The sequence below is a fragment of the Colwellia sp. C1TZA3 genome, assembly GCF_007954265.1.
GTDB lineage: Bacteria > Pseudomonadota > Gammaproteobacteria > Enterobacterales > Alteromonadaceae > Cognaticolwellia.
On record NZ_VOLS01000010.1, the window covers coordinates 63497 to 78925 of the forward strand.

17 protein-coding genes and 1 other RNA gene are annotated in these 15429 nt (G+C 37.9%); 5 read left to right on the forward strand and 13 right to left on the reverse strand.

Annotated elements, in window-relative coordinates; genetic code table 11:
• Positions 1-573 precede the first annotated feature (573 nt).
• The 5 genes from ESZ39_RS04895 (at position 574) to ESZ39_RS17945 (ending at position 4262) form a co-directional block, all read left to right on the forward strand.
• Positions 574-1353 carry a TSUP family transporter gene (locus ESZ39_RS04895; protein WP_146878691.1) on the forward strand — a complete coding sequence of 260 codons (780 nt, stop codon included), beginning with the start codon at positions 574-576 and terminating at the stop codon, positions 1351-1353.
• Between the two features lie 12 nt (positions 1354-1365).
• Positions 1366-1968 (forward strand): primosomal replication protein PriC, encoded by a 603-nt coding sequence (priC, locus tag ESZ39_RS04900; protein ID WP_146878666.1) that lies wholly within the window; start codon positions 1366-1368, stop codon positions 1966-1968.
• A 121-nt stretch (positions 1969-2089) separates the two neighbouring features.
• A complete protein-coding gene (locus ESZ39_RS04905; protein WP_146878667.1) occupies positions 2090-2350 on the forward strand; it encodes a late competence development ComFB family protein in 261 nt (86 codons plus the stop codon).
• Positions 2351-2433: 83 nt separating this feature from the next.
• Positions 2434-3147 carry an SLC13 family permease gene (locus ESZ39_RS17940; RefSeq protein WP_223270238.1) on the forward strand — a complete coding sequence of 238 codons (714 nt, stop codon included), beginning with the start codon at positions 2434-2436 and terminating at the stop codon, positions 3145-3147.
• A complete protein-coding gene (locus tag ESZ39_RS17945; protein ID WP_223270239.1) occupies positions 3102-4262 on the forward strand; it encodes an SLC13 family permease in 1161 nt (386 codons plus the stop codon). Before ESZ39_RS17940 ends, ESZ39_RS17945 begins: the two co-directional genes overlap by 46 nt.
• Before the next feature lie 190 nt (positions 4263-4452).
• On the opposite strand, the gene ESZ39_RS04915 is transcribed toward ESZ39_RS17945, so the two are convergent.
• From ESZ39_RS04915 to pspA, 13 genes are all read right to left on the reverse strand, one after another.
• Complete coding sequence (locus ESZ39_RS04915; protein WP_146878692.1) at positions 4453-5010, reverse strand: NAD/FAD-utilizing enzyme; 558 nt, start codon at positions 5008-5010, stop codon at positions 4453-4455.
• Positions 5011-5858: 848 nt separating this feature from the next.
• Positions 5859-5955: signal recognition particle sRNA small type (ffs, locus tag ESZ39_RS04920), an RNA gene on the reverse strand.
• Between the two features lie 90 nt (positions 5956-6045).
• Entirely contained in the window at positions 6046-6639 is a 594-nt protein-coding gene (locus ESZ39_RS04925; RefSeq protein ID WP_223270240.1) for a 1-acyl-sn-glycerol-3-phosphate acyltransferase, read from the reverse strand.
• A 7-nt stretch (positions 6640-6646) separates the two neighbouring features.
• A complete protein-coding gene (locus ESZ39_RS04930; RefSeq protein WP_146878668.1) occupies positions 6647-7507 on the reverse strand; it encodes a DUF3014 domain-containing protein in 861 nt (286 codons plus the stop codon).
• Positions 7508-7612: 105 nt separating this feature from the next.
• On the reverse strand, positions 7613-8251 hold the full coding sequence (gene maiA, locus ESZ39_RS04935) for a maleylacetoacetate isomerase (protein ID WP_146878669.1): 639 nt from the start codon (positions 8249-8251) through the stop codon (positions 7613-7615).
• 50 nt (positions 8252-8301) lie between these two features.
• Positions 8302-9852 (reverse strand): transcriptional regulator TyrR, encoded by a 1551-nt coding sequence (tyrR, locus tag ESZ39_RS04940; RefSeq protein ID WP_146878670.1) that lies wholly within the window; start codon positions 9850-9852, stop codon positions 8302-8304.
• A gap of 111 nt (positions 9853-9963) precedes the next feature.
• A complete protein-coding gene (locus tag ESZ39_RS04945) occupies positions 9964-10299 on the reverse strand; it encodes a 4a-hydroxytetrahydrobiopterin dehydratase (RefSeq protein ID WP_146878694.1) in 336 nt (111 codons plus the stop codon).
• A 13-nt stretch (positions 10300-10312) separates the two neighbouring features.
• The gene (gene phhA / locus ESZ39_RS04950) at positions 10313-11119 is read right to left on the reverse strand and encodes a phenylalanine 4-monooxygenase (RefSeq protein ID WP_146878671.1); all 807 of its coding nucleotides are present in this window, start codon (positions 11117-11119) and stop codon (positions 10313-10315) included.
• 223 nt (positions 11120-11342) lie between these two features.
• Positions 11343-12353: a YcjF family protein gene (locus tag ESZ39_RS04955; protein ID WP_146878672.1), complete on the reverse strand. Its 1011-nt coding sequence runs from the start codon at positions 12351-12353 to the stop codon at positions 11343-11345.
• Positions 12350-13780 carry a YcjX family protein gene (locus ESZ39_RS04960; RefSeq protein ID WP_146878673.1) on the reverse strand — a complete coding sequence of 477 codons (1431 nt, stop codon included), beginning with the start codon at positions 13778-13780 and terminating at the stop codon, positions 12350-12352. Before ESZ39_RS04960 ends, ESZ39_RS04955 begins: the two co-directional genes overlap by 4 nt.
• A 165-nt stretch (positions 13781-13945) precedes the next feature.
• A complete protein-coding gene (gene pspC / locus ESZ39_RS04965; RefSeq protein WP_146878674.1) occupies positions 13946-14431 on the reverse strand; it encodes an envelope stress response membrane protein PspC in 486 nt (161 codons plus the stop codon).
• On the reverse strand, positions 14428-14655 hold the full coding sequence (pspB, locus tag ESZ39_RS04970; protein ID WP_146878675.1) for an envelope stress response membrane protein PspB: 228 nt from the start codon (positions 14653-14655) through the stop codon (positions 14428-14430). The genes pspC and pspB overlap by 4 nt, the downstream gene beginning before the upstream one ends.
• 69 nt (positions 14656-14724) lie before the next feature.
• Complete coding sequence (gene pspA / locus ESZ39_RS04975) at positions 14725-15396, reverse strand: phage shock protein PspA (protein ID WP_146878676.1); 672 nt, start codon at positions 15394-15396, stop codon at positions 14725-14727.
• Between the last annotated feature and the right edge of the window lie 33 nt (positions 15397-15429).

The following is a 15429-nucleotide window of genomic DNA, read 5'->3' on the forward strand; positions in this document are numbered from 1 at the left end:
AGTGAACGCAGCAAAAAAACCGCATAGTAACCACTAAAAAAAATAAAATGCCATACAGAGTGAACTTATATAAATAAACACGAATACATCACAACCCCCTACTGCCACATTAAAATTAAACCATATAAAACAATGGATAAAATTTAATCACCTCATTTAACGAGAACTAGTGTTTTAAAAAAATAATTTTTTATAATATAAAAAATAACCAAAAAATTAGCATAAGCAAATTATTACAAACACTTAAGAAAACACTATTCTTTGTAAATAAAATGAGACATTTTCTTGTTTTTATTAATATTTGTTTTGTAGGTGAGCTAAGAAAATGCTGAGGTTCTATTGCATTACTAATTATATTAGGCGAGTTATTAATATTTAAAGTTATAACAGTATCGAAATTATTAGTACCCCAGATCCTTAACGGCATACTAAAAATATCTAAGTTAGGTTTAATGACTACGCATTAACTAAAAACTGACTGCACACTTAGAAAATTGAAGAATAAATGGCAATCAAATCAAGGTTTCACTGTGGTATAGTTAATGCTAAATTTTATACGCAATAAATCCTATGATCAGTGATCCCGTCCTAGACATGAGTTTATGGATAACCTTATGTAGTGTCGGCTTTGTCGCAGGGCTAATTGATGCCATCGCCGGTGGTGGTGGCATGCTCACCGTTCCAACGCTACTAACGTCAGGCTTGCCGCCACATGTTGCGTTGGGTACAAATAAGCTCGCGGCGTCTTTTGGTTCATTCACTGCATCATTTGCTTTCTATCGCAAAAGACTTTTTAACCCTAAATATTGGCGACTTGCTATTATTACTACCGCCATTGGCGCTATTTTAGGCACTATAATGGTTAACTTTTTATCCGTAGAATTTTTAGATAAATACATCCCTGTGCTAATAATTATGACCGCGATATATACCTTACTTTCAAGCGTAGTCACTAGTGAAATACATGGTTTGCCATTAAAAACCATGTCGATTAAATGCAAACAAGTTGTGCAAGGTTTAATTTTAGGATTTTATGATGGCCTTGCAGGCCCTGGTACAGGCGCATTTTGGGTAAGCTCGTCTAATGCGTTATATAAGATCAATATTCTTTTAAGTTCTGGCTTGGCGCGGTCTACCAATTTTGTTAGTAACTTTTTTAGCTTGTTAACTTTTATCTACCTTGGCCATGTTAACTTTGTTTTAGGTATTTCTATGGGAATATTTATGATGCTAGGTGCATGGGTAGGCGCTCATTGGGCGATTAAATTTGGCAGTAAGTTTATCCGCCCAGTATTTATTACTGTGGTCATTATAATGTCTGTTAACTTGGGCTACCAAGCTTGGCTGAGCTAAAAAAGGTTACTTATGCAAAGTGCAATTAATAAAATCCACGCCATTCTCGATCAACTTGACGAGCAAGCTCTGCAAGTTGATCAACAAAATAAGCATTCTAAATCGCATAAGATAATTCAAGAAAATGATATTTTTTCTGAAGCATTATTCCTCACCCATAGCGATCAGTTTCACCCTTATATCGTTGAAGTAAAAAATAAAACTAATGAATTGTCTCGATTACTATCTGCTAACAAGAATGCACTCGCACACAGCCGTTTACTAATACTAGAACAGCAAATTTCGGCGTTACGTAACGCATTAAACTCAAATAGTGCGCTACATAAAGAGCCAACTCAAAGGCTTGTTGCCATAAAAGCCCGTCGCTATAAAAAAGCGGCTCAAGCGGTGATGCAATCGAGCCACAACTTACATAAAAAACTCAATGAAACCTTTGAATTTGAACGCCGATTAATAGAAATGATCCAAGTGCGTGAACGACAAGGCCACAACACATCAGCGACACAAACAAAGCAATTTACTGAAGAAATTCTTGCGCTACACCAACGTCTTGGTCGATGTCGTCAAGCCATATCTAAATTAGAACGTGAAATAACCCAAGCTGAAAAGTTTTAACCAATAACTACTACACTGAATTTTTTTAATAAAATTCAGTCTAAAGACATAAAAAAGTTGGTGTTTTCATTGTGCTAGCATTACGCTTGAAAATATAACCATTAAATTAAGCGTCGCCTACATGAAAATTTATGATGATATTCACAACTACTATGAAAAATTAGTGCCTCAACACTTTGCTGCTTTAAAGTTAGAAGAGGCCTATGATTTTGAATTTATAGCAGACTTATTTTGCGTGGTATTAAACCAATTACCCACCCGTTACATCCGTCATGAAGTTGACATGGCCTTTTATTTACCGGCATCTGAACGTCTTGAAATGGAAAACAATGTCAAAGCGGCAGTAGCAAAATCTTTAGAATTTATGAAAGAACATACTTAGTATGTTAATGACTAAATGATAAAATACCACTAAATTAGGGCTAGTTATAAAAGCTAAACAATTAAATCAACTTGGTAAAGCCTTTGAACATTCCAGAGCTTCCTAATAATCATGCCTTAGCGGTTTTATTGATAACTGTACTGGCATTATATTTATTTCGTCGAGAAGATACTCCCTTGGAAACCTCCTCACTTGCTGTTATAGCAATTTTAAGTGTGATGTTTGCTATCTTTCCATTTTATAGCGATGGCAAGCACTTTGAGCCAAGCTCCTTGTTCTTTGGTTTTGGCCATGAGGCTTTGGTTACAGTCTGTTCCTTGATGATTATTGGCCATGGCATTGTCCGCACAGGCGCCCTAGAACCTATTGGCCGATACCTGGCCAAGTTGTGGAAAATAAGTCCAGCTTTATCTTTATTGATCACCCTTATTTTAGCCGGAGGATTAAGTGCCTTTATAAATAATACCCCTGTCGTGGTTTTATTACTGCCCATTTTGATCAGTGTATCATTACGCACTAAAACAGACTCATCACCCATGTTGTTACCGATGGGATTAGCCACCTTAGTTGGCGGAATGGCAACGACGATAGGCACCTCAACAAACTTACTCGTGGTTAGTATTGCAAAAAATATGGGGGCAACTGAGTTTGGCTTATTTGACTTTGCTAAGCCAGCCCTTATGGCTTCAGTCGTCGCTTTACTCTACTTATGGCCAGGGCGCCAAAACTTTTACCGCGTAGATCACCATCAATGCCTGATACCTCGCCACGTATATTTAGTGCTTACCTCAATATAAACGCAGAAAGCGCGGTTAACGAAAAAACTATTACCGAAATAATTGCCTTAACCGATGGCCAAATAAAAATAGAGAGTATCCAGCGAGGGCCCGAAAACCGAAATATTATTCCTTTACCTGATACTTTGCTGGTCGTTGGTGATCGGTTAAAAGTTCATGATTACCCAGACCGCCTAAAAGAATATGAGACGATATTAGGAGCAACCTTGTTTTCTGGCCTGCATAAAGTTGATGATGAGCATCCCTTAAAAGCCGAAAAAAAAACATTGGCTGAAATTGTCATCATCGCAGGCTCTGGTGTTGAAGGCAGAACCTTACAACAAGCAAACTTCATTAATAAACACGCTATAACAGTTGTTGCATTGCATAGAGCAGGTAAAGCCATGGAAATCGGTCGTAATAGCATAGGAAATACCCGCTTGCAGATCGGCGATGTATTACTCGTGCAAGGAGAAACCGAGCAAATAAGTTTATTAAAATCTAAACCTGGTCTATTAATAATCGATGGTGCAGAAGCGTTGCCACAAACAAAAAAAGCGCCATTGGCTTTAAGCACATTACTTGCTGTGGTTGTATCATCAGCCCTAGGTATTTTACCTATTGAAATTAGTTCGGTTTGTGGTGTCTTGATACTATTAGTGACTAAATGCTTAAATTGGCAAGAAGCCGCGTCGGCGCTTAGTACTCAAGTTATTTTAATTGTCGCCGCATCTTTAGCTTTGGGCTCTGCCATGATGACAACGGGAGGCGCGGAATATATAGCTCAGGTTTTTGTCGTTTTATCGTTTGGTTTGCCACCAGGAGGAATTTTAGCGGCGTTAATGTTGTTATTAGCCATATTAACTAATATTGTTTCTAACAATGCTGCCGCTGTTATTGGTACACCTATTGCTATTTCCGTGGCTAGCCAATTAAACCTTTCACCTGAGCCATTTATCTTAGCGGTATTATTCGGTGCTAACTTAAGCTATGCCACACCTATGGCTTATAAAACCAACTTATTGGTGATGAATGCCGGTGGCTATAAGTTCTCTGACTTTATACGTATTGGTATTCCGTTGATTTTACTGATGTGGGTAACACTTTCTTTGCTATTAAATTGGTTATATTTATAGCTTTGGTGCAAGTTATCTAAATTTACAGCAAGTTGCTATTTGATTGATATATTACCTCACAAGGTAACTTTATAGCCTTATTTACTTGACTTGAAACACTACTCATTCCAGCTAAAATGTCTTCTTGTTGGCTGGAAAAACATAAAAACCTCCCTCTTATCGTCAGTTAGTAATATCATTATTCGCGAAGTTAAGGCATAACTTTCATAAACAGTTTAAATTTATCTTGGGCTCTTACCACCCAATGAGGAGTTCCTTTCCCTATCCCTGCAATTTGAACATTTGGATGCATCTTCATCACTGAAGCTATTGCTATTTCTTGTTCAAGGCCTACGTCGACAAACAAAATATGCTTACCTTCATCCAGCATTTCCTTAAACTGTACGAAATTAACATTAGGTGTTTGGATGCCGATAAGTCCACCCTCCCAAGTACAAAAGCCAAGTACAATAATAGACAAAAAAACAAAGGGTATCCAACCCACAGTAGATTCTGTCCAGCCCATACCATAGGCAATGAAGAGAGTTATGATAGCGCCGATAATGCCATAGATAGCGCCAATTTTTGTTGAATGGACTACATTTTTTTTCAATACTGATTCTACTGCATGTAAATTATGGGTTTCAACTTCAGTATCATTTTCACTGAGCACATGAATTTGTGGGTCAGTAAAGCCTTGTAACTTAAGGTCTTTTTCAACTTTTTCAACTTCATCAATTTCTGCTATAACGTAAAAGTGTCTGATCATCATTTGCTCCACCTAAAATAGGATGTATAAAATTGCTATTTTCAACTAGCGTATAACTAATAAAAAATAGGCTGAAAACCCACAACTATGCCTACTACGTTTTGAAGTATAGCAGCGATTTTTAAAAGAGGTTTTAGCAGTGAAGATAAAGATATTTAAGGTTTGTGTTAGCAGTAAATTTATTAATGTCTTATTTGGGTAAAAAAACTTTAATTAGTTGTAATTACTAAGGACTTATCTAATAGAGTAGTCTAATAGAGTAATCTGAAATGTGCAGTCTGCTGATATCAAAAGCTTTAGGTATTATCATAAAAAATAACCTCTCCATTGCTGTCCATTTTGATATTTAGATGATTTTGGATAAAGAATTCTACTTCGATGCGAGGTCATTTGGCTGCAATACTGCCTGTTATCACACCTAAATTATGTATTAATTTTGATGAATAATACCAGTTCCATTAAGTTTGTGATCTTGTTGTGCGCAGGAAAAATAACTCAAGGTAAGGCGCTCGATTGAGCAATAGCTGGCTATTGGGAGTGAGAGCAACACAGCCTTGAGCTATTTTAACTAGTACAAGTGAGTAATAACTTAATGGGATTGGTATAATAAAGTGTTTAGCGACATGATGCTGTGTTGGTGCGAATGGGAACAAAATACATAATCGTTGATAGCTAATTAAAGCTGCTTTTTATAAGCTATTCTAAACAATGTCCAAACGGCGTTATTTCGATAATAACAAATACTATTACCAGAATAAAAATGATGAATTTTAGCTAAGTTTTTTATGGTACCAATTATAGGATTAGATTTTTTTATATAATAATTGATAATAAAAGATTGGTGGCAACCCTAATAGCCACACTCCGGCACATAAGTCGTCTGCTGCGGTTGCTTCCTTCCGGACCTGGCCGAGTTCACAGAGTATCATTGCGGAGGGACCAAAAGGGTCACCATAGAGGCGTTAAAAGAATCTCTTTAACGCGCCGCAGAGTATGGCTAATCAATAGCTTAGTTGCAAGCCCTAGTTGCTAAATTCAGACTGCTTGCGGATTTTTTGCACAAACATCAGCAAATACTTGCTTAAATTCGACTAACTCCTGATTTATATCACCGGTTATAACAACTGCGGGATGAAATCGTACTTCCTTTTTAATAAAATCAAAACTTAAGGGGATAACCGGTACATTAGCTTTTTTGGCGATATGCAAAAATCCAGTTCTCCACTCGGTGGTTTTACTACGAGTACCTTCCGGTGCAATCGCTAAAATAAACTGCTCATTACTTTTAAATTCTTCGACGATTTGCCCGACAACGCCATGGCTATGGTTGCGCTCAACACCAATACCACCAATGGCAGTCAAAAACGATTTTATTGGCCAACGAAAGATACTGCCCTTAGCAAGAAATGACAGCTTAAGGTTTAATGAAAACATAACAGCGATACCGACAAAAAAATCCCAATTTGAGGTATGAGGTGCCACCGCAATAATAAACTTTGGCTGCTGTGGCAACTCTCCGGTAATTTTCCAGCCACAACTCGCCATCGCTTGACTTGCGAATCTTCTTAAAAGGCCATAATCGCGGGTTGCTATACACTCAGGTAAAGTCGGCGTTGTTAACTTATTCATCTAATGCTTAACGCGCTCTTGCTAACTTTTCATTAATTTCTAACAACACTGACTTGATAACAAGTAAGTTTTCTTTACCTAATCTTAACAATAGTTTCTCTGCATCATCTAAAGATTCTAACGATTGATCTTTATATTTATACATAACGCTAAGGCGTTCTAACTCAGGTTGATTTTTAGGAATTTCCATATCTAAAACCTTGGTTATTGCGTTGTGTAATACCTCAGTAAAATCTTGTTCAGGGTAACCTAACTCGCCATAAGCTTGATCAATTAGTGGCTTCAATTCAACATACCATTGCACTAGTGCTTCACTGTCCATTGAGCGTAAAAGATCAACATAGTTACTAAAACGACGAGTGCTACTTTCATCCCACTGCAATTTAATACCCTTGTCTGTGGCTTCTTCTAGTGCGGTAAATTTTGCATTAGGTATAATTAAGGGGGTGTGCTCATAGGCTAAGCTACCTTGGCTAAAGTTATCAGTAAATACCACAAATCGGCGGATAATATCTTCTGTAACGACCAGTTTTAGTAATTCTTTGCGCCAAGTTAACGTGGGCAATTTAGTACTGAACCAAGTGTCACTTTCATCTAATGTCGGCAGTAAAATTTCAGGCTCAAGCTCCATGGTGTTTTCTTCAACCTGCTCTGTGGCACCTTCAGGTGCAATTAACTCAGGCGTAATTTCAGGCTCAACTTCTGGTATTTTAGCGGGTACAACGGCGGTAGTAGCGATGGTATCACTATTGTTATTTTCATCGCCTGCAATTACGTAGAAATAGATAACAAAGGCAATGATGGCAGCAATAATTACTGCAATAATAGCCCAAGGCGTTTGTTTTTGTTCAGTATTTTTAGTTGACATAGTAACCTTAAATTTATGTAATACCCATTGTATTAATGAATTGGTTTAAGTAATGACCTAGTAAATGATAAATTTTCGTATTTAAATTTTCAGTAATATCGCACGTTACTGTGCATCTGCCTGATTCTCAGGCAAAGCGGCAATAAAGGCCGCATGTTGATTACAATTTTCAGCCACCCGACAAATATTTGGATATTCACTCATATTAAGATTAAATCGATAGGCATTATATACTTGAGGCACTAAACAAATATCAGCCATAGTAATGTTATCACCAAAACAATATTTTCCTGAGTTTACTGTTAATTGCTGCTCAACAGCAGAGAAACCTACCTTCATCCAATGATGACTCCAAATAAGTTTATCACTTTCTTGCAGTGAAAAATTGTTAACTAGGTATTGCTGTACGCGTAAATTATTAACTGGATGTATTTCACAGGCAAAATCAAGCGCAAGTGCTTTTACTTTTGCTTTTGCCACCATGTTTTTAGGATAAATAGCCACCAACGGATATTTATCATCTAGGTACTCAATGATAGCAATCGATTGATGCAAAGCAACATCTTCATCAATTAAAGTGGGTACTAAATGTGTCGAATTTAATTCAGTGTAAGCTTCTTTATGCTGCTCTCCACCGTCTTTAACTAAATGCACTGGAATTGATTCAAACTCCAAGCCTTTTAGATGCATAGCAATTCTTACTCTATACGCAGCAGATGACCGCCAATAACCATATAATTTCATATCTAATACTCAAATAACTTTACAGTGAAACCAGTATTGGCAAGTTAGCGTTAAATTTTAACAGTTTTCTTATTAATATCGTAGTCACGTAATTTGTTGGCGATGGCGGTGTGACTAAGCCCTAATTTTTTGGCCAATTGTCGCGTACTTGGATAAGCAGGATAAAGTTTACGCAGTAAATCAGCTTCAAAATTTTTCACTGCCGCATCCAAAGTACCTTCGAAATCTTGCTCAAGATAACCATGCTCTCGCGTATATGCGGGTAAATGCAAGTGCGAGGTTGTGATTATATTGCCGTCAATTAACGATACCGCTCGAATCAGCACATTCTCCAGTTGCCTAACATTCCCAGGCCAGGGGTAGTGCTCAATAAATTCAAGGCATTCTTTATCAAAAGAAACGTGGGTCTTACCAACACGTTGACCAAATTTAGCGACAAAAAGTTCCGCTAAAGGCACAATATCTGCACGTCGCTCACGTAACGATGGAATATTAAGCCCCAAAACATTTAAACGATAATATAGGTCTTCTCTAAATTCGCCAAGAGAAACCATATTAAGTAAGTCTCGGTTTGTTGATCCGATAATACGGACATTAACTTTAATTTCTTTTTCGTCATCAATGCGCCTAAAGGTGCCGTCTTGAATTACCCGCAATACTTTAGTTTGTAACTTAGCTGACATTTCACCGACTTCATCAAGAAATATTGTGCCGCCATCCGCTGATTCGAATATACCTTTTTTACTTCTTGCTTCTCCTGCAGCGCCAGAGCCAAATAATTCGGTTTCCGCTGCATCGTCAGGTAGTGCAGCACAACTTAAGGTCATAAAGGGCTTATCTGTGCGATCACTGGCCGCGTGACAAGCCCGTGCTAATAACTCTTTACCTGATCCTGTCTCACCGACAACCAACATAGAAGAGTCAAGCAGGGCCATGCGCTTTGCTTCGCGTATCAATTTACGCATTGAGCTACTGTTAGATTGAATGCCGGTAAAATCATTTTCATTGGCCTTTTTAAAGGCACTAATTTGTTGGCCTAATCTGGCTTCTGATTTTAATATTAATACTGCACCCGCAAGTACTTGCCTTCCATCACCTTCAGCGATATGAATAGGGATAATATCAGCGACAAAATCGTCTTCTTGAAATTTAACACGGCGAGTTTGCGCCAGTACTTCTGTACTGTCTAACCAACGGGTAAAATTAAAACCTTTTAGCCATTGCCCAACATGCTCGCCAATAATATGCTCAAGCGAACTACACATTATTTGCGCCGCAATATTATTAACCACACGAATTTGGCCATGATTGTCAATGGAGATAAAAGGGTCTGGAAAGGTTTTAACTAAGGTTTCAAATTCATTTCTTTCACGTTCAGATGGCATATAAGGTGTTGTTTTAACATCAATAACACCATCTATCAATCGCAATTGCGGCATAAAACTTTGCAGCTCTGAAAACTCTAAATCAGGGATGTTAATAAAAATTTTCCCTGGTTGTTTTAACTCGATACCACGTAGGTCGATCCCACGTTCAACAAATATTGCTAATACACTTTGCGCAATACCCACTCGGTCCTTGCAACCAATTTCTAAACGCATCTAATAACCTCAAGCAAACAACAAAATCCAATATCACCATTGTAAACTATTTTTTACAACAAAAAAAAGCCCCCTTTAATAGGAGGCTTGATATTATTGTCTTTTATCAGGTTACAAAAGCTGATCAGTTTTGGCCGCACAAATAAAGTCATTCTTATGCAGCCCTTTAATAGCATGGCTCCACCAAGTCACTTTTACTTTGCCCCACTCTAATAAAATGGCCGGATGGTGAAATTCTTTTTCTGCTAATTCAGACACTTTATTTGCAAAAGCCCATGCTAATTTATAGTTTTTAAATTTATAAACACGCTCCAACATCATAATACCGTTATTTACTTCAGGTACCCAATCAGGTATTTGAGCCAGTAAGCTTGCTAATTCGTCATCGCTAACCTTGGGTGCATCTACTTGACATGCTTCACATTGTTGATTTGATAATTCGCCGATCATAAAAATTCCTTTAACTTACTTTTGAGGTTGTTTTTAATTCAAATTTAGCTGGATGTAGGCCTATTTTTTTCGCTTGTTCTACCAACACCATAATATCTTCTACGGTTAATTTTCGTACTTCATCGAGATCACTGACCTTGGTGAGCATAAAATAAACAGGTTGCAAAATGTCAATGCGATATTGTGTCCGTAAAACATCTAAAACATCGAGTGGTTTTCTTTCAGCATTTTTATCATGTAGTGCATATTCTGTTTCAGTTGGAGAAGACAAAATACCGCCACCGTATACACGTAACCCTTTAGGAGTATCAAGTAAGCCAAACTCTACAGTAAACCAGTAAAGCCGTGCTAAAAATACACGGTCTTCCTTTGAAGCGTTTAAGCCCATCATGCCATATGCTTGGGTATAATTAGCAAACGACTCGTTAGTTAGTAAAGCGCAGTGACCATATATTTCATGAAATATATCAGGCTCTTGTAAATAATCAAACTCTTCCTCGGAGCGAATGAATGTCGCAACGGGGAATTTCTTTTCTGATAGTAAGCGGAAAAACTCACCAAAGCCAATAAGTGCTGGCACGGGCTCGCAGCTCCAACCCGTTTCAGCTCTTAATACCGTACTCACTTCTTCTAATTGTGGGATACGGTCAAGTGGCAGATTTAACTTACTTAAGCCGGCAATAAATTCATCACATGCGGTATTTTCTACTGTTGAAAGTTGTCGCGTAATTAACGCCTGCCAAATTTGGTTTTCTGCCGCTGACCATGCAATGTTGCCATGTTCATCTGCAACCTTAGAAACGTACTTACTCGCCATTTTTTTAACCTTATTGAGTGAATATCAATTTTATTATTAATGTTGTTGTGAACTTTATCTTGATATTTAAAACTATCTTAGTTCTCATAATAATAAGGCAACATCAATATAAAAAGCACGACTTTCAAAGTGGCTATTTTTTCACCAGAACAATAAAGCTGTAAAACTTATGTTACATCTAAATATACAGTTAAATTATTAATGTTTACTTTCAGTGGTTTGGCTAGTTTTTTTTCACCAGTGATCGCACTTGGCTAATAATTTTTTGACGGATATGACTCAGCTTTGGCGCATCTTCGGTAAAGGGAATTGGTCGACATAAGTGCATGGCTTTAAGTCCCAATCGGGCGGTTAACATGCCCGCACCTAGTCCCTGTGCCATACGTGCTGATAGCTTTCCTAACAATTCTGCACCTAATAGGTCAGCGCCTAAGTCAGCCACTAATTCGCTTGCGCCAGCATAGGCCATATTAATAATTACTTGTTTAATTAATTTGACTCGGCTCCAGTAACTTAGTTTTAAACCATATAGGGCCGCTATTTTATTAACTAAACGTAAATTTCGCCATAGCATTAGCAACATATCAATAATGGCAATTGGACTTAGTGCCACTAAAACCACTGACTCTGAAGAAAATTTTGCAATTTCTTTCAAAGCCTTTTCATCCACTTGAGATAAAACGTTACGAGCATATAGCTGTATTATTTCAACATCGTTGTACTCTTCAAGGTTTAATTTTTGCCATGCACTGTGATCAAGTTTAGCTAAGTCAATGGGTAGACGCTTGGATATTTTATCGCAAAGGCTGGTGGCATCAACTTGACCTGCTTCATTGATAATATCTTGTGCTTGTTGTTTAAGATTTTGCTGATATTTAAATTGCCTCAGACCAGCAAATTCGTGCCAAACGCTACGGCCACAAATAAGTGATAAACCGGCCAGTAAAATAGCATATAAGCTAGCGATGATCGGCGATTGACTAAAGCCGTTAATAAAAAACTGCACCGCTTCAACCCCCACTAAAGTCACAAATACTAGCCCTAGTGTACGCCATAGCCAACTTGGTTTTTTGACGTCAATAACAAGATTATCGTCAACTTGTTCTACTTGCTCATCACAAACCCAATCCTGCTCATTAACAATAATCTGCTGATTGTTTTCTGTTATTGACTGGTCAGCAATATCAGCATCAAATAATATTTGTTGTTGATGTTTTTCTTTATTTTCTGTCATTTTAATTTGTCTCCAAGCAAAAACTGCAACATTTGATCCATGCGCAGATGCGGTAAACATTCATCACTACTTGCCGATTCAATCGGCGAAAAAGCGATATAGTTAAAGGGTTGCTTTTGCCAATAATCACGCCTTGGAATACTCGCTGGCACTGCACCAGGAAATAAGGTGATCATTTGGCCATTACTTAATTGGCGACCTTTAATAACTGGGATATTTTGGCCTTGATAGTGGCTTTTGCCCACTTTAGTTGCTTTGACTGAGGCAATAGCGATTGTTTTCATTTTGATGGCATCAAAACTCAGCTCTTGCTTGGTTTGAAAGACTAACTTGTTGAGCAAGGAAACTAAATTACCATGTTGCTCAGGTGTGACATGGTCGGCCTTAGTAGCGGCAAAAAGTAGTCGATCAATTTTTGGCGAAAACAAACGCGACAGTAAACTTGATTGCCCATATTGAAAGCTTTCCATGATCATCGCCATAGCATGCTGTAAATCTACAAAGCTTTCTGGGCCTTTATTTAATGGTGTTAAACAGTCAGCCAGCACAATTTGTCGATCAAAATTAATAAAGTGCTCTTTATAAAAACGCCGTACTACACGTTCTTTATATTCAATAAATCGTGCGCGCAACATGCCGATATAACAGTCGTCTTTAGCATTTTGATAGTCATTACTGTCAATATCGTCAAATTCGCTATAAGGAAAAAACTGCAGTATCGGCGCATCTTCTAACTCACCTGGCAAAATAAAACGTCCTGGTTGAATAACAGACAAGCCAAGCTGGTGACGAAAGAGTAACAGTAAGTCAGTATATTCTTGTGATAGTTGCGCTAAAACAGCTTCGTCAACACTAGCAAAGGCATCAAACTCAGCCAGTTTATCAAGAAAGCCCTGTGCATGTTCACTTCTTGGTGCCTGTTTAAGCAGTACAGTGGTCTGTTGTGACCATTCTTCAAATGTTAACGACAACATAGGTAAGTCAAGCAGCCACTCGCCGGGGTAATCGGTGATATCGATATAAAGTGTTGCCGACTCTGTGGCATATTTTAGTAACGAGTCTTTCGGTTGATAACGCACTGCTAAGCGTAACTCGCTAATACCGTTAGTAGGTTTTGGCCATTTTGGTGGCGACTGACATAAAGCTGATAGCGCACCGTCATATTCGAATCTAGCAATATGAAGATGCTTTTGTGGCACGCGTTTAGCAGCAATGTAACGACCTTGATGGACAACATTAAAAAAACTGAGCTGCGAATTATTACCTTCATTAAGTAACTGATTCACTAAAGAAGTAATAAAAGCGGTCTTGCCACTGCGACTAAGCCCGGTTACAGCTAGGGTAATATGTTGATCAATAGACCGATTAACAAGGTCACTGGCTTTTTGTTTTAACTTATCTAACTGAGCTTTATTAATAAATGCCATACTTGAATGCTATCTCTTTATTTTCAATATTTTGAAGGTAGAATACTTATCTTAACAATACTATCATTACCTTAGATACTAGCGGCTTTTACATTGAGATAACAGTGCTATACCGGCTTTACCATTCAGTTTACAGTGATAAAAAAAGCGGCCTAGCCGCTTTTTTTATAGTTGATTAATTTCTCGTGACACCGTAAATTCTGGTGAGGTAACGTAGCGTTCAATAACTTGTAGTTCCAGCTCTAAGGTCTTGAACTTGCGCCTAATATCGTGAAATGCTTGTTTAGGTGGCTCACCTGCTTGCCAAATTCGTGATTTCACTTTAATTGACTCATTGGTAATGTCTTCATCAAACCCTTGTTGGCCTGGCACTTGCTGCTTAGAGTGCTGATTAGCTTGACCATGCCCAAAATCACCTCTTTGGCCATTACGGTGAGTATGGCCTAAATTGATGGGTTTTTTATCTAATATAAACCAAGCGGCAATATAAATCACAATAAACCAACCCATGCCTAACAACACACCAGAAACCACAAGTATACGTACCAACCATGACTCCCAGCCAAAGTAATCGGCAATGCCTGCACAGACGCCAGCTAACTTTCCTTGGCTCGTATTTCGATATAACTCACCTCGGGATTTGCTGGTCATAGTTTGTTTCTCCACTCGGGTGTCTCAACATCTAAAATAGCTTCTAAGGTTTTTATTCTGTCAGCCATTTTATCGGCGAGTTCAGACAACTCGGTAAGTTGAATATATTCTTCTTCACTAAAACCTTGGCTAATTTGGCGTTTACTACGATAGTGCAATATCAGCCAAATAGGCGCTACTACAACCATAAATATAATTACTGGGGCGATGATAATCTCATCCACAATTTTTCTCCTTTAATTGCACCTAATCTTTAATTGCACCTAATTAAGGCATGTATTCGTCATGTCTTATTATTTACTTATAGTCTTTGATTTCATTTTAGCTTTTAATTGTGCTAATTCATCTTCAACTTTTTCATCTGATGCCAGTTCTGCAATTTCATCAGCTAATGACTTACTGCCCATATCGTAAGATTCGACTTGTGCTTCTATACCATCAATTTTGCGCTCGTAACGATCGAAGCGACTTAGCGCGTCATTAACCCGATCGCTGTCAATATTCTTTTTCACCTTTAGGCGTGAATTTGCTGTTTTCTCACGCATAATAATTGCTTTTTGACGCGACTTAGCATCAGCTAATTTATCTTGTAACTGTGAAATTTCACTTTGCAGTTTAGCAATGTGGCCATCAACGTGAGTTAACTCTTCACGCAAGCCTCCCGCACTTTCAAGGCATTTTTTCTTTTCCATTAAGGCTGCACGCGCTAAATCTTCACGACCTTTACTTAACGCTAGCTCTGCTTTTTCTTGCCATTGTGCTGCATCCACTTCAAACCTATTGGCTTGGCGTACTAATTCTTTTTTATCCGCTAAGGTTTTGGCTGATGAAGAACGCACTTCAACTAGTGTGTCTTCCATTTCTTGGATGATTAAGCGCACCATTTTTGCAGGATCTTCTGCTTTGTCTAATAAGTTGTTAATATTAGAATTAATGATATCTGTAAACCTTGAAAAAATACCCATATTTACTTCCTCGTTCAAAAAATGACTTTAATT